The sequence below is a fragment of the Amycolatopsis sp. cmx-4-54 genome, from assembly GCF_046548895.1.
In the GTDB taxonomy this organism is placed as follows: domain Bacteria; phylum Actinomycetota; class Actinomycetes; order Mycobacteriales; family Pseudonocardiaceae; genus Amycolatopsis.
Genome location: NZ_JAEBEJ010000004.1, coordinates 259,887 through 274,487, shown reverse-complemented (window position 1 = coordinate 274,487; position 14,601 = coordinate 259,887). Strand labels below are relative to the sequence as shown.

The window sequence follows — 14,601 nt, the reverse complement described above, 5'->3', positions numbered from 1 at the left end:
CCCCTCCGAAAATCGTCCTTGACTCTCACATCTATGTGAGACTTTAGCGTCAAGGCATGTTCGACCGACAACTCGAAATCTCCGCGGGGCCACGGGAATGGCTCGGCCTCGCCGTGCTCGTCCTGCCGACCGCGTTGCTGTCCATGGACGCCACGGTGCTCTATCTGGCGCTTCCCAGTCTCGCCGCCGAGCTGGCCCCGAGCCCGGGGCAGCTGCTGTGGATCTCCGACGCCTACGGCTTCCTGGTCGCCGGTTTCCTCGTCACCATGGGCACGCTGGGTGACCGCATCGGCAGGCGGCGGCTCCTGCTGATCGGGGCGGCGGCCTTCCTGATCGTTTCGGTACTGGCGGCCTACGCGCCGTCGGCCGAACTGCTCATCGTCGCCCTCGGGCTGCTCGGCATCGCCGGTGCCACGCTCATGCCGTCGACCCTCGCGCTGATCGGGAACATGTTCCGTGATCCACGTCAGCGCGGGGTCGCGATCGGACTGTGGTCCGCCGGCCTGTCCGGCGGAGTGGCGCTCGGTCCGGTGGCGGGTGGGCTGCTGCTCGAGTGGTTCTGGTGGGGTTCGGTGTTCCTGCTCGCCGTCCCGGTGATGGTCCTGCTGCTGATCACCGGCCCGTTCCTGCTGCCGGAGTACCGCGACCCCGAGCCCGGTGCACTGGACGTGGCGAGCGTGGTCCTGTCCCTGGCGACCGTGCTGCCGATCGTCTACGGCATCAAACAGCTCGCGGAGGGCGGATCGATGGTGGCGGGCGGGATCGGACTGCTGCTCGGCGTCGGTGCCGGAAGCGTGTTCCTGCGGTGGCAGCGGCGGTTGAGCGTGCCCTTGATCGACCTCCGGCTGTTCGCGGCGCGGCCGTTCCGGAACGCGCTGCTCATCCTTCTCGCCGCGCTCGCCTGTGTCGCCGGGGTCTATTTGTTCGCCGCGCTTTATCTTCAGCAGGAGGCCGGATTGTCTCCGATCGTGGCCGGGATGTGGCTGGTGCCTTCCGCGGCCGCGATGGTCCTGACGTCGGTCGCGGCTCCGGCGCTGGCTCGCCGGATCCCGGTCCACCGCCTGTTCGCGTCGTCCTTGGTGGTGTCGGCGCTCGGCTTCGGCGTACTGGCCTGGACCCCGGCCGAAGAGGGGATCGCGCCGCTGGTCGCCGGTCTCGTGCTGATCTATCTCGGCCTGGGGCCGGTGATGGCGCTGAGCACGGAGATCGTGATCAGCGCGGCACCACCGGACCGGGCCGGTGCGGCGTCGGCGTTGTCGGAGACCAGCGTGGAGTTCGGGCTGGCGCTCGGGGTCGCGGTACTCGGCAGCGTCGGCACCTTCGTCCAGCGCGGTCACGGTTTCACCACCGGACTCGCCGTGGTCGCGGCGATCAGTGTGGTGGTGCTGTGCGGGCTCGCCGTACTCGCCGGCAGGCGACCGGACGCGTGACGATCAGGTATCCGTGAGTATTTTCCGCAATCGCGTCAAAGCCCGGTGCTGCGCCACCCGCACGGCCCCCGCCGTCGAGCCGACCACGCCGGCGGTCTCCTCCGCGGACAGGCCGACGACGATCCGCAACACGACGATCTCGCGCTGCTTGTCCGGCAGGATCCGCAGCAGTTCACCCATGCGGTCACTCAATTCGTTGTGCAGCGCGTGTTGTTCCGGGCCCGCGGATTCCGAGATCCCGTCGGGGACTTCGGCGACGGGTTCGGTGCGGTTGCGGGCGGCGGCGCGGCGCGCGTCGGCGACCTTGTGATGGGCGATGCCGTAGACGAAGGCGAGGAACGGCCGCCCTCGCTCACGATAGGTCGGCAGCGCCCGGAGGATCGCCACGCAGACCTCCTGCGCGACGTCGTCGGCCGAGGCGTAGGTCCGTTCCTGTCTGCCGATCCGCGACCGGCAGTATCGGATCACGAGCGGGCGGATGGTGGTCAGCAGCTGGTTCAGGGCCCGCCGGTCACCCCGTCCGGCGGCCGCGACGGGTTCGTCGAGGGTGTACCAGCGTGACGGCGTCACCTGTTCGGGTTCCGACTCGGCGGGGGAACCCGGCGCCACCAGCGCGAGTTCCCGGATCATCGCGCGGTTCTTGATCCGGGACAGGGTGTCGTCGACGTCGAGGCCCATCCTCAGCGCGTCGATGAAGGCGCTGTTGGCGCTGTCCAGGCGGTCGACGAAGCCGGGGTCGTGCTCCGCCAGACGGTCACGCGCGTGGCGAAGGGTCGCGTTGACCGCCTCGTCCGAAATGCCGAGCACGCCGGCGATCTCCCGCGACGAGTAGCCGTCCAGCGCCCACGCCATGCCGAGTTGCTGACGTTTCGGCAGCTTCCCCAGCATCGTCAGGACGGACGACGCCTCGTCGGCGAGGATGGTGAGTTTGTCCTCCCGGCCGGTGTCGTCGAAGGCCCAGTCGGACCGGACCGCCGTCTGTTCCTTCGCCCGCCGATGCCCGACCCGGCGGACCCAGGCCTTCGGCCGGACGATGCCCTGCCAGCCCTCGTAGGCGTTGAGCATCGCCTCCGCGGCGGCGTCCCGCGCCGGGTCCAGCGCGAAGCCCGCCTTGCACAGAAAGCCGTTGAGCAGCGGAAATTCGGCGTGGAAGAACTCGTCGAACCCGTCGTGGCCCATCACCCGCACTCACCGCTCTCAGCCGCCTGACGCGCATGCCCTCACAGGACAGGTGCAGTGAGCGGGCCGCTGAGTGTAACGATTCGGTCAAGGTGATGTTTGCGTGCCGTACCCGGCCGGATACCCGTCGCCGAGGGAGAAGTCGTTTGACGAGGAAGGGAAAATCGAGAAAAGGAGGTGATAGGAAAATGGAAATGAGGATGGCGGGCGACCTCAGTGGGGCCGCTTGCCGTGGTGAGGATCCCGAACTGTTCTTCCCGGTCACCGAAACCGGCCCCGGAGCACGGCAAGTGGCCAGGGCGAAGGCCGTCTGCGCACGGTGCCCGGTCATTTCGACCTGCCTGGCCTACGCCCTGGAAAACGGGTTGGCCCATGGAGTTTTCGGCGGGCTGACCGGCAGTGAGCGGAGCCACGTGATTCGCGTCGGCAGCGCCGCCTGAAAGCGTTCGATCGTGTTGTCGAATTTCCGATGTGTTCTTCGTGCGCGCGAAAAGAGGGGCCCGGTTCGGTGAACCGGGCCCCTCTGCCGTTGGTTGTCAGGCGGCAGCGGTCTCCTCGGCCAGCCGCTCGTTGCCCGACTGGGTCTTGAGCGGCTTGTGCTTGAGGAACGCGACGGCGACGACGACCAGCAGCGCGATCGGCGCGCTGATCAGGAACAACTCGCTGGTCGCCTCCCCGTAGGCCTCGCGGACGACGTTCGCGACCGGTTCGGGCAGCGTGGCGATGTTCGGCACCGCGCCGCCTTCGCCGCCGCCGGGCAGCGGCCCGAGCTTCTCGCTCATCAGCGCGAGGACCCGGTTCGCGAGCACCGCGCCGAGCGCGCTCACCCCGATGGAACCGCCGAGGCTGCGGAAGAACGACAGCGTGGAGGTCGCCGTGCCGAGGTCGTGCGCGTCGACGTCGTTCTGGGACACCAGGACCAGGTTCTGCATCAGCATGCCGACGCCCACGCCCAGCAGCACCATGTACGCGCCGAGGACGACGAGGTTCGACTTCGCGTCGATGGTGCCCAGCAAGGCCAGGCCCGCGGTCATCAGCGCCGCACCGAGCAGCAGGTGGCTCTTCCACTTGCCGGTCCGGCTGATCAGCTGGCCGGAGACCGTGGAGGACACGAGGATGCCGAAGATCATCGGCAGGCTCAGCAGCCCGGCCACCGTCGGCGACTTGCCGAGCGAGAGCTGGAAGTACTGCGACAGGAACACCGTGCCGCCGAACATCGCGACACCCACGAGGAAGCTCGCGAGGGTGGTCAGGGCGACCGTGTGGTTGCGGAACAGGCCCAGCGGCAGGATCGGCTCGGTCACCTTCGACTCGACGTAGACGGCGAGGGCGAGGATGACCACACCGGCGGTCACCAGGCCGACCGTCCACCAGGAGCCCCACGCGAACTGGTGCCCGGCCAGCGACGACCAGACCAGCAGCGTCGAAACGCCTGCCATGATCAGGAACGCGCCGAGGTAGTCGACCTTCACGTCACGTTTGATCGTCGGCAGGTTCAAGGTGCGCTGCAGCAGCAGGATCGCCGCGATCGCGAACGGGACACCGAGGAAGAAGCACCAGCGCCAGCCGAGCCACGAGGTGTCCACCATGACGCCGCCGATCAGCGGGCCCGCGATGGTCCCGACGGCGAACACGGCACCGAAGATGCCCGAGTACTTCCCGAGTTCGCGCGGGGAGACGATCGCGGCCATGATCACCTGCGCGAGCGCGGTGAGCCCGCCCGCACCGATGCCCTGCGCGACCCGGCTGCCGATCAGGACCTCGATGTTGCCCGCGAACCCGGCGACCAGCGAACCGACCACGAACAGGCCGAGCGAGAGCTGGATCAGCAGTTTCTTGTTGTACAGGTCGGAAAGCTTGCCCCAGAGTGGAACCGTCGCGGTCATCGCGAGCAGTTCGGTGGTGACCACCCAGGTGTAGGAGGCCTGCGAGCCACCGAGTTCGGAGACGATCCGCGGCAACGCGTTCGCGACCACCGTCGAGGCGAGGATGGCGACGAACATGCCCATCATCAGCCCCGACATCGCTTCGAGGACCTGTTTGCGGCCCATCGCGCCCGCCGGGGCGTCCGGTTCTCGTGGTTCGGTCATGGATACGGACATGGTCGTCCCCCTTCGTGTTTCCGTGGTGCCGGGCGCGTCAGCGCGCGCGGCCGCCGGGCTCCGGGAACCCGGCGAGAAGCGTTTCGACGGCGTCGTCCAGCAGGTCGAGCGCGGACACCCGGCCGTCGTGCTGGTACCAGTGCATGAGCACGGCGTTCACCGCGCCACCGAGCGTGGACAGCAGCAGCGTCGGGTACAGCTCGGCCTTGGGATCCACGCCGGTACGCCGCGCGATCGCCTCGATCAGCGGCGCGATGGTGTCGTGGTTCATGGCCACCGCGCGCGAGTGCAGGGTGGCGTTCTCTTGAATGGCCTTCATCCGGCCGAGCCACTCTTCGCGGTTCTCGTCGACTTGGGCGAAGTCTTCCTTCAGTGCCTCGACGAAAGCGCGGGGAGTGCTGACTTCCTTCGGCGTGGCAAGGAACTTGTCGATAATGCGCTGGGTCCGCTCGGCGCTGTCGGCGTGCGCGATGACGACAGCGTCCTCTTTGGACGCGAAGTAGTTGAAGAACGTGCGCGGGGAGACCCCCGCCGCCGCGCTGATGTCCTCGACCGTCACCTGGTCCAGACCACGTTCGGCGACGAGCCGGACGGCGGTGGTCGCCAGCGCGCGGTGGGTTTCCAGCCGCTTGCGCTCGCGAAGACCTTTGACGGGTTCGGGCATGAGCACCACGATACGCCCGAAGATGCAGATACTGCAAAATTGCAGTCTGTGAAACGTGCCACTGGTGGCCGGTGCCGGGCCGCCTGGCAGACTGCGGCGCGTGAGCGGAACGGTGCTGGTACTGGGCGGACGCAGCGAGATCGGCCTCGCGGTCGCGGAACGGCTCGCCAAGGGCGGGGCGCGCCGGATCGTGCTCGCCGCGCGCCGGAGCGCCGACCTCGGCGCGGAATCCCGGCGACTGCTGGCCGCGGGGGCGGAAACCGTCGAAGCCGTCGAGTTCGACGCCGACGATCTCGCCGGACACGGCCCGTTCCTGGAGAAGGTCGTCTCGGACCACGGGCCGCTCGACGTCGTCGTCACCGCTTTCGGGATCCTCGGCGACCAGGCACGCGCCGAAGCGGACGCCGCTCACGCCGTCGCGATCGTCCACACGGACTATGTGGCTCATGTGAGTGTGCTGACGCATGTGGCCAATGTGCTTCGTGAGCAAGGAAACGGAAGTCTCGTGGTCTTCTCGTCGGTCGCCGGGGTGCGGGTCCGGCGGGCGAACTACGTCTACGGATCGGCGAAAGCGGGTCTCGACGGTTTCGCGAGCGGCTTGGCCGACGCCCTGCACGGCACCGGAGTTCATCTCCTGCTCGTCCGGCCCGGCTTCGTGATCGGCCGGATGACCGAGGGAATGTCGCCCGCGCCGTTCTCCAGCACACCGGACCAGGTCGCCGACGCGACGGTCGCCGCACTCCGGAAGCACCGGGGAACCGTGTGGGTGCCGGGACTTCTGCGGCTGGTGTTCTCAGTGATGCGCGTGGTGCCACGCGCCATCTGGCGCCGGATGCCCCGCTAGGGGAGCGCTGCGCGGTCGGTCCGGTACTCGCTGTCGCGACCGGCTGTGCGCTTGATCACTTCGGCTCGTCCGAACGGGCTTTAAGACCCGGTTATGACACGTTTCTCAGGTAATTCCCAGCTAATGCGGTGATCCTCGAATGCGGGGGATCATTCACGGAAGCGGGGAGAAGTCGTGCTGCTCACGTCGCGAGGACGGCGGATCGGCGGCCGCGTCGCACTGGGCCTGGTGTCGACGGCCGTACTGGGGGTCACGGGTTTCGCGTGGACCCAGTTGAGCCGTTTGGACGAAGCGATCGTGACGGCGGACGTCATCGCACCCTCCGCCCAGATGCCTCAGGGCCCGGCGGGCGAACCGCTGAAGGTGGCGCAGAACATCCTGCTCGTCGGAATCGACTCCCGCACCGACACGAGCGGGAACCCGCTGCCGCAGAACGTCCTCGACGCGTTGCACGCCGGAGACAGCGACGACGGCGGTGACACCACCGACACCATGATCGTGGTCCACATCCCGGCGGGCGGAGCGGCCGCGACGGCCATCTCGATCCCGCGTGACTCCTATGTGGACATCGCGGGCGGGCTCGGCAAGCACAAGATCAATTCGGCGTACAGCCGCGGCAAGAACGCCGCGATGAACTCGCTGCGCGCGCAAGGACTCTCCGGCGCGCAGCTCGAGGTCAAGGCCAACGAGGCGGGCGCCAAACTCACCATCCAGACGATCGAGCGGTTCACCGGGCTGTCGATCAACCACTACGCGGCGGTCAATCTCGCCGGGTTCTCCGCGCTGAGCGAAGCCGTCGGCGGGGTCGAGGTCTGCCTCAACGAAGCGGTGCAGGACAAGTTCTCCGGGGCGTCGTTCGCGGCGGGCAAACAGCTGCTTTCCGGGCCGCGGGCGCTCGCCTTCGTGCGGCAGCGGCACGGGCTGCCCAGCGATCTCGACCGCATCGCGCGGCAGCAGGCGTTCCTTTCGAGCATGGCCAAGACCGTCCTGGACGCCGGGACGTTCACCGATCCCACCAAGCTGAGCGCGCTGATCGGCGCGATCCAGGGTTCGGTCGTGCTCGACCGGGGCTGGGACGTGCTCAGCTTCGCGCAGCAGCTGCGGGGGATGAGTTCCGGGGCGCTGAAGTTCCAGACGATCCCGGTCCAGAGTCTTTCCCTGCCGACGCCGTCGGACGGCGACGCGGTGAAGGTGGATCCGGCCGAGGTGCAGGCGTTCGTGAAGGCCGCGCTGAACTCGACGAGCGTCGCCGCGGTGGGGGAGCCGACCGGCGGCATCGGGATCAAGCCGGTCGCGGCCACGTCTTCGGTCACCGCGCCGCCTTCGTCTTCCAAGCCGCCCGCGATGGCCGGCTGTGTGAACTGAGCGGTCAGAGATCCAGCACGAGCTTGTCGCCGGTTGCTCGTGAGACGCAGGGGTAGATGACGTCGGCGCGGTCTCGCTCATGGGATTGCAGCACGTCGTCGCGATGGTCGGGGACACCGGCGAGCACCGTCGTTCGACAGCTGCCGCACACCCCGTCCGCGCACGACGAGGGCACGGCGGGATTGACTTCGTGGATGGCGGCCAGCAGGGTGCCGTTCGCGGGCACCCGCACGGTCCGCCCGCTGCGTCGCAGTTCCGCGTCGAAGGGACGGCTTGGTCCCGTCCGGGTCGTGGCGGCGAACCTCTCGACATGAAGTGTCCCTTGGGGACATTCTTTTCTCATCACCTCGGTCATCGCTTCGACCAGTTCCGCGGGGCCGCAACAGAAGACCGCGGCTCCGGGGGGCAGCCCTCGCACCGGTTCGGCGAGATCCGGACGCCGGCAGGTGTCGGCGGGGTACAGCGAGACCCGGGCGGGGTGAGCCGCCGCGAGCTGCTCGGCGTAGGCCATGTGGCCGAGTGAGCGTCCCCTGTAGATCAGCCGCCACGGTGATCCGGTGGCGGTGAGGCGGGGGAGCATCGGAAGGAAGGGAGTGATCCCGATGCCTCCGGCGACCAACAGGTACGCCGGAGCGTCGACGATCGGGAAGTGATTGCGGGGCCCGCGGATCTTCACCTGGGCGCCAGTCCGAAGGGCATGTACTTCACCAGAACCGCCGCGGCCCGCGGCGTCGCGCAGCACGGTGAGCCGGTAGTGACGCGTCTCGGCGGGGTCGCCGCACAATGAGTACTGCCGGATCAAACCCGACGGCAGGATCAGGTCGACATGCGCACCGGGCTCCCAAGCCGGCAGGTCATGGTCGCCCACTGGCGCCAGAGTCAGCGCGACGGTGTCGTTCGCGACCCGGCGCCGGTCGGTGACGGTGACCGCGATGGTGGGCGCCGAATCGCGGTCACGACCCCATCGGGTCCTGCCCCATGGTTTCAGGACGGAAAGAATGGTGGCGGCCCACAGCGAGATCGCGAAGCCGCCGACGGTGATCACGAGCGCGACACCGAGCGCGCCCGGCCGGGCAGCCGGGTCTTCGGTACGTGCGACCAGTTCGGTGACCCACCTGCTTTCCACCGCGGCCGCGGCCGGGATACTCAGGGAGATCAGGAATTTCGTCAGTACCCAACGGTGTCCGGCCAATCCCCAAGGTGTGCCGAGCGAGAGCACGAGGCCGGTGATGATCGTCAGCACCACACTGGGAATCACGATCACGAGGTCGAAGATGTGGAAGATCTCGTAGGCGCTGTGCCGCACGATGTGGGTACCGGCGAGTAGCCCGATGAGCGCGAGTGTGAGCATTCCCAGTGAAAGACCCAGCCAGCCCACGCTGACTCCGATGTGCAGGATGAGCCAGATCTTCCTGGACCGAGGTGACAGCCTCGGGAACCGGGGCCGCAGCCCGACCAGTATCGCCACTGACAGCCCCATCCCGAGGTTCGGCACCGGGTTCGGGAAAGCGAACAGAAACTGCGTCGGCACGAACGCCAGGTGGAAGCCGATGAGCAGGCTTCGTGCGCCCGGCTTCGGCAAGGCCGCGGCACATCCAAGGGCTACGGCGGCGGCCACCGCGTAGCCGATCACCCCCATCGTGCGGATCGTCGGCAGAGCGGCGTTCTCGCCGGGGAACAGGATCAGGATCGCGACCACGGCGAACGCGGCGAAACCGAGCTGCCACCACCGCGGGCGCGCCCGCGGTGTCATCGTGCGCCAGGCGGGAAAGCGGGTTTTCTTCATGAACGAAGCGTCGTGGTATTCACATGCCTGCTGCATCGGCATGACGACGCGAATCGCACGTCGATGGAACGATTTCCGCTCCCGCTGTCTACAACTTTCCCCTGATGCCCGCGGCCGGCGATCGGATTAGGTTGATCGGTGTGCGCCCTGTGGACAAGCCCCTGAGCTTCCTGCCCGCACGGGTGATCGACGGCGTGCTGGCGGTCGGCTGTGGGGCGGCGACCACCCCGTTCGCGGCCGCGGGTCTCATCTATGGCTACGTCCGCTGGCACCCGCCGTTGTGGTTCTGGCTCCCGGCCGTGGTGCTGGTGGCTACCGCGGCCTGGTTCCGGCGGGATCATCCGTGGGTGTTCGCCGGGGTCGCATTGGCGGGTTGGATGGTGCTGTCCGGGATCTTCGCGGTCGTGCTCGCCCAGTACACCGTCGCCGAACGCACCCGATCGTGGCGGCTCACCGCAGGCAGCACACTCGGCACACTGATCGTGGTCGGCCTGCCGATCTGGCGGCTGGGCGGTTTGGACGCAAGCCTTCCGCAGAGCATCGCGGTCTGCGTGGCGCCGGCGCTGCTCGGCCTCTACGTCGGCACCCGGCGGGAGCTGATCTCCGAAATGCGTGAACGGGTCGAGCAAGCCGAACAAGAACGAGATCTGAGAGTCCGGCAGGCCCGCAGCGACGAACGTGCCCAGATCGCCCGCGACATGCACGACGTCGTCACCCACCGGGTGTCCCTCATGGTGCTGCACGCGACAGCGCTCGAAGCCACCAACGGCCGTGACGCCACCAAGGTCGCCGGGCGGATAGGGACGATCGGGCGTGCCGCACTGGATGAACTGCGCTCCGTGGTGTCCGTGCTGAGGGCAAGCGACGCGGCACCGCTGGTTCCGCAACCAGGCCTGGCCGACCTCGTCGACCTGGTGGACCAGACCCGCGCGCTCGGGGTGCCGGTCGTCCTCGAGGTGGACACCGCAGGGCCGGTCCCCGCGCTGGTCCAGCATGCGGTGTACCGGGTGGTCCAGGAAGCGCTCACCAACGTCCGGAAGCACGCGGGGAACCCCGAGACTCAGGTCCGCGTGCTGCGTGAACCGGGTCTGCTCCGGCTCATCGTGCTCAATCGGGCTGGTGCGGCGTCCGGGCGGGTGGACGGACTGCCCGGTGGTGGGCACGGCCTGCTCGGTATCGCCGAACGGATCCGTCTCGTCGGAGGTGAGCTGACCGCCGCGCCCACCCTCGACGGTGGGTTTCTCGTCGAGGCTGTCGTTCCCCTCGCGGGGGAGTCCGGCCGGTGATTCGCGTTCTCATCGCCGACGACGAGTGGATGGTGCGTTCGATGCTGCGCACGATCATGGAGTCCGCCGACGACATCACCGTCACAGGTGAGGCGGCCGACGGCGCCGAAGCGGTGAGCTTGGCCCGATCCACCCGGCCCGACGTCATCCTGCTGGACATCAGGATGCCCCGTGCCGACGGCCTCGACGCCGCTCGCCGGCTTCAGGGGCTGGCTGATCCGCCGAAGGTCGTGGTCCTGACCACCTTCGACCTCGACGAGTACGTCGAAACCGCGCTGCGTGCCGGAGCTGTCGGCTTCCTGCTCAAGGACGCCACCGCCGGCGACATGCTCGCGGCGGTCCGGTCCGCCGCTCGCGGCGACGCGATGCTCTCGCCCAAGATCACCCGCCGCCTGCTCGCCCGGTTCACCGATGGTGAGCCTGCCGCCGGGCCGCGGGCCGACGCCGAACGGCGGCTCGAGGTCTTGACCGGCAAAGAACGCGAGGTGCTCGTCGCGGTCGCCCGCGGTCTGTCCAATATGGACATCGCCGCCGAGTTCCATCTCAGCGAAGCCACGGTGAAGACCCACGTCAGCCGTATCCTCGCCAAGCTGGGGTGTACCAATCGCGTCCAGGCCGCCCTGCTGGCACACCGGGCCGCTTTGCTTGATTAGGCCTTGTCCTGTGAACGGACAGTGCCAGAAGGATGCGGGGATGGCCTTGATGCTCAGCTCGCTGCTGGCCTGAGCTGACGTACGTGCTCGCGACGGAGAACGTGGGTATGCCGAGGGGCCCGTCGCCGGTGTGGCTGGCGGGCTCCTCGGGGTTCAGACGTGGTGGAGGGTGTTGCGGCGGGGTTGTCGGAGCGGATCCCGGTATTGGGGTGGGATGAATTCCGGTAGCCCGTCGGCCGCCATGCGGACTTCCCAGTCGCCGTGGTGGATCAGGCGGTGGTGGAATCCGCAGAGCAGCACCAGATTGCGGAGATCCGTCGGGCCGCCGTCTGCCCAGTGGTGGATGTGGTGGGCGTGGCAGTTTTTGGGTTTCCGGTGGCACCCGGGGAAGGCGCAGCCACCGTCGCGGATGTTGAGTGCGCGGCGTTGGCCTGGGGTGACGAAGCGTCTGAGTCGTCCCACGTCGAGGGGTTCTCCGGCGGCGCTCATCACCACGGGCAGCATGAGGCAGTCGCAGGCGGCCAACCTGGCTTCGCGCGCGGTCATCGTCCCGACGAAGTCCAGGCAGGCAGTCCCGAGGCCGGACTTGAGTTCGTCCAGTCCGATGGTGACATGCACCATCGTCCGGTAGCCGTTGGTGCCGGGTTGGTCGGGGCAGGCGACGGCGAGGTCGAGGATGTCGACCCACGCGTCTCCCATGCGCTCGCACTTCATCCGTAGATCCGCTTGGCCGAACTCGTCCACCGGGCGGGGCTGGGCGTAGGCCTCGAGTGCGGCGTGGGTGCGGGCACCGGTCTCGTCGTCGAGGAGGCCGGTCAGCTTCCAGAACCCGTCCTTACGCCGCTCCAGCGTGATTTCCCGGCGCGGCTCCTTCGGCTCGGGGTCTTTGGGTTCGTTGCCGTCCGGGTCCAGCAACCCGAGCAGATTCGTTTCAGCCTTCGCCAGTTGCCGGGGACCAGCCTCGCGGGCGAGGGTGGCGAGGATCTTCTCGGCATTGGCGCGGTCCTCAGTTGAGGTGTCGGCCGGGAGCTTCTTCAGGAACTCCAGAATCTGATCGATCCGCTCGTCCCCGACCAACCCCTCCGCAGCCACCGCAGCAGTCGCGGGCGCGACAGCAGGAACTTCGGTCCCATCCAACGCTCGGGTCGGATTCAACGCGAGCGCCCGGTTCACCACAGGCTGAGCCTCGCCACGCGACAGTCCCGCCACATCGGCGAACCAGGCGGCCGTCGACCCATACCCGTACAAGTCTTTGACGCCCCGAGACTCGATCTCCGCCAGATACTGTCCCAACCCGGCGGTGGCCATCCGAATCACCCGCAAGGACTGCTGCACGCCATGGGCAAGCTCCAGCTTGCCAGCACGCCACAGCTCCTGCGGCAACTCGGGAAGGAAGGTCTCGGACACTCCTCCATAATACCCCAAAACAATCGAACAAGTGTTCGTAATTTTAAGCAACCAGCCAAACCAACGCACGACACCGATGGGTGAATCAGTCGCCAACCTGGATCGCTTTGAGCGACGTGCCCAAGACCCCCTCGCATTTAGTCGACTAATTGCGAGCGCTCAGGCATGCGCATGACGCTGGCAAGAAAACAGCCGCATCGGGCGCGCACAACCCGAAGGGTGAATCGCCTTGAGTGAGACGCCCGAATCTCCCCGCAATTAGTCGACTAGGTGCGAGGGACACGCCCCGGCAGCAAGGAAGTGAGCCCAGGAGCAAGTAGTCGACTAAGTGCGGGGGGCGTGCGAAGACGGATCACGAGGCGGCCATCACGAGAACAACCCCAAGATTGTTTTGAACCGTGTCCCGCAGCCGCCCGTGTCCCTGGAGTCGGGGAAGTCGTCGGGACGGGGATGGTGTGATGAAGCACTGGACGATTCTGGTGAGTCTCTCCCTCTGGCTCGCCGGTTGCGCCGCGACCGTGGACGGCGTGGCGCGACCCGTTGATCCCACCCGCGTCGCCGGCCTCGAGATCACCGACGGCCCCAGTGGTCTCAAACCCGGCGTGCTCGACGCCGGTCTCCCGGTCGACGGTGGAGACGGCGGCGAGATCGACAGGCTCGCCGCCAATGCCGTCGCCGACGTCCAGCGGTATTGGCGCGAGCATCTGCTCGCGACCTTCGACCGGGAATTCCGGCCGCTGGCCACGCTCGTCTCCTACGACTCGGCGGGTCGCGGCCGTGAGATCTGCGGTGCCTCGACGGCGGGTCTGGTGAACGCCTTCTATTGTTCGGGGCAGGACGTCGTCGCGTGGGATCGCGGGGAATTGCTGCCGACGCTCAACGACTCCATCGGCCCGGCGGCGGTCATGGCCGTGCTCGCCCACGAGATCGGCCACGCCGTCCAGTTCCGGCTGGGGCTGCCCGCCGCGAGCCCGTCGATCGTCAAGGAGCAGCAGGCCGACTGCTACACCGGCGCGTACTTCCGCTGGGTCGCCGAGGGCCGGTCGCCGATGTTCCAGGTGTCCACCGGCCGCGGGCTCAACGAAGTGCTCACGGCGCTGTTCCAGATCCGTGACTCCGCGGGCGTGGCTTTCGACGACGACGGCGCGCACGGCAACGCGTTCGATCGGGTGTCCGCGTTCCAATTCGGCTTCACGGACGGGCCCGCCCGGTGCGCGAAGATCGACGAGCGCGAGATCGAAGGCCGGAGCACCCAAGGCGCCGTGGCGAGCGAGAAGGCCGCAGCGAACGTCCGCCTCGACGACCGCCAGGCACTCGCCGACCTCACCGCCAGTTTGCGGCAGGCGTTCCCGCTCGCGGCCACGCCGCCGATGCTCACCACCGGAGCGGCGTGCGGTGTGACGGCGGAGGACGCGCTCGCGTCGTATTGCTCGGAGTCCAACCAGATCAACCTCGACCTCGACGGCCTGGTCCGCATCGGGACCCCGCCGCGCCGGGGGAGGCAGGGCGGCATCGGTGACTTCGCCGCGTTCGCCGAGGTCGCGTCGCGCTACACGCTGGCGGTCCAGCAGGAGGGCGGGTTCCGGCTCGACGGCCCGGTGGCCGCGCAACGCACCGCCTGCCTCACCGGCTTCTGGGCGTCGACCATCGCGGACGGTGGCGCGCTCACGTTGTCCCCTGGCGACCTCGACGAGGCCATCGCCGAGATGTTGACACGGAACAGCCTGATCGCGGCGGACGTCCGGGGCCGGACCCTCCCGGCCGGTTTCGCCAGGGTCGCGGCCTTCCGTGACGGTTTCTCCTCCGGCAGCCAAAAGACTTGCGGCGACAAATACCGCTAGACACGAATGAAGGCCCCCGAGGAAAGGGGCCTTAATTCGCAAAG

The 14,601-nt window shown here is 68.1% G+C and carries 12 protein-coding genes; 7 read left to right on the top strand and 5 right to left on the bottom strand.

Annotated elements, in window-relative coordinates; all coding sequences use genetic code 11:
- Positions 1–56: 56 nt before the first annotated feature.
- On the top strand, positions 57–1,430 hold the full coding sequence (locus ACLJQ7_RS15130; protein WP_410648838.1) for an MFS transporter: 1,374 nt from the start codon (positions 57–59) through the stop codon (positions 1,428–1,430).
- Between the two features lie 3 nt (positions 1,431–1,433).
- On the opposite strand, the gene shbA is transcribed toward ACLJQ7_RS15130, so the two are convergent.
- Complete coding sequence (gene shbA, locus ACLJQ7_RS15125; RefSeq protein ID WP_410649203.1) at positions 1,434–2,609, bottom strand: RNA polymerase sigma factor ShbA; 1,176 nt, start codon at positions 2,607–2,609, stop codon at positions 1,434–1,436.
- Between the two features lie 188 nt (positions 2,610–2,797).
- On the opposite strand from shbA, the gene ACLJQ7_RS15120 reads away from it, so the two are divergent.
- A complete protein-coding gene (locus ACLJQ7_RS15120) occupies positions 2,798–3,049 on the top strand; it encodes a WhiB family transcriptional regulator (protein WP_410648837.1) in 252 nt (83 codons plus the stop codon).
- 96 nt (positions 3,050–3,145) lie between these two features.
- Here the strand turns inward: ACLJQ7_RS15120 and ACLJQ7_RS15115 are convergent, their stop codons facing one another.
- Both ACLJQ7_RS15115 and ACLJQ7_RS15110 read right to left on the bottom strand, forming a co-directional pair.
- On the bottom strand, positions 3,146–4,711 hold the full coding sequence (locus tag ACLJQ7_RS15115) for an MDR family MFS transporter (RefSeq protein WP_410648836.1): 1,566 nt from the start codon (positions 4,709–4,711) through the stop codon (positions 3,146–3,148).
- A gap of 37 nt (positions 4,712–4,748) precedes the next feature.
- Positions 4,749–5,375, bottom strand: coding sequence for a TetR/AcrR family transcriptional regulator (locus ACLJQ7_RS15110; RefSeq protein ID WP_410648835.1), 627 nt, complete (start codon positions 5,373–5,375; stop codon positions 4,749–4,751).
- A gap of 100 nt (positions 5,376–5,475) precedes the next feature.
- Between ACLJQ7_RS15110 and ACLJQ7_RS15105 the strand changes: the two genes are divergently transcribed.
- A complete protein-coding gene (locus ACLJQ7_RS15105; protein ID WP_410648834.1) occupies positions 5,476–6,219 on the top strand; it encodes an SDR family NAD(P)-dependent oxidoreductase in 744 nt (247 codons plus the stop codon).
- A gap of 174 nt (positions 6,220–6,393) precedes the next feature.
- Positions 6,394–7,584, top strand: coding sequence for an LCP family protein (locus ACLJQ7_RS15100; protein WP_410648833.1), 1,191 nt, complete (start codon positions 6,394–6,396; stop codon positions 7,582–7,584).
- 4 nt (positions 7,585–7,588) lie between these two features.
- On the opposite strand, the gene ACLJQ7_RS15095 is transcribed toward ACLJQ7_RS15100, so the two are convergent.
- Entirely contained in the window at positions 7,589–9,370 is a 1,782-nt protein-coding gene (locus ACLJQ7_RS15095) for a PDR/VanB family oxidoreductase (RefSeq protein WP_410648832.1), read from the bottom strand.
- Between the two features lie 149 nt (positions 9,371–9,519).
- Here ACLJQ7_RS15095 and ACLJQ7_RS15090 point away from each other — a divergent pair, with 149 nt between their 5' ends.
- Entirely contained in the window at positions 9,520–10,656 is a 1,137-nt protein-coding gene (locus ACLJQ7_RS15090; protein ID WP_410648831.1) for a sensor histidine kinase, read from the top strand.
- Complete coding sequence (locus tag ACLJQ7_RS15085) at positions 10,653–11,309, top strand: response regulator (RefSeq protein WP_410648830.1); 657 nt, start codon at positions 10,653–10,655, stop codon at positions 11,307–11,309. The genes ACLJQ7_RS15090 and ACLJQ7_RS15085 overlap by 4 nt, the downstream gene beginning before the upstream one ends.
- A 153-nt stretch (positions 11,310–11,462) precedes the next feature.
- On the opposite strand, the gene ACLJQ7_RS15080 is transcribed toward ACLJQ7_RS15085, so the two are convergent.
- Complete coding sequence (locus ACLJQ7_RS15080; protein ID WP_410648829.1) at positions 11,463–12,716, bottom strand: DUF222 domain-containing protein; 1,254 nt, start codon at positions 12,714–12,716, stop codon at positions 11,463–11,465.
- A gap of 458 nt (positions 12,717–13,174) precedes the next feature.
- Between ACLJQ7_RS15080 and ACLJQ7_RS15075 the strand changes: the two genes are divergently transcribed.
- A complete protein-coding gene (locus ACLJQ7_RS15075; RefSeq protein ID WP_410648828.1) occupies positions 13,175–14,557 on the top strand; it encodes a neutral zinc metallopeptidase in 1,383 nt (460 codons plus the stop codon).
- Positions 14,558–14,601: the final 44 nt, after the last annotated feature.

Bases quoted from the DNA above. Each gene is read 5' to 3' on its own strand.
- ACLJQ7_RS15130 (WP_410648838.1), top strand. From the start codon at position 57: ATGTTCGACCGACAACTCGAAATCTCCGCGGGGCCACGGGAATGGCTC.
- ACLJQ7_RS15110 (WP_410648835.1), bottom strand. From the start codon at position 5,375: ATGCCCGAACCCGTCAAAGGTCTTCGCGAGCGCAAGCGGCTGGAAACC.
- ACLJQ7_RS15120 (WP_410648837.1), top strand. From the start codon at position 2,798: ATGGAAATGAGGATGGCGGGCGACCTCAGTGGGGCCGCTTGCCGTGGT.
- shbA (WP_410649203.1), bottom strand. From the start codon at position 2,609: ATGGGCCACGACGGGTTCGACGAGTTCTTCCACGCCGAATTTCCGCTG.
- ACLJQ7_RS15095 (WP_410648832.1), bottom strand. From the start codon at position 9,370: ATGAAGAAAACCCGCTTTCCCGCCTGGCGCACGATGACACCGCGGGCG.
- ACLJQ7_RS15115 (WP_410648836.1), bottom strand. From the start codon at position 4,711: ATGTCCGTATCCATGACCGAACCACGAGAACCGGACGCCCCGGCGGGC.
- ACLJQ7_RS15075 (WP_410648828.1), top strand. From the start codon at position 13,175: ATGAAGCACTGGACGATTCTGGTGAGTCTCTCCCTCTGGCTCGCCGGT.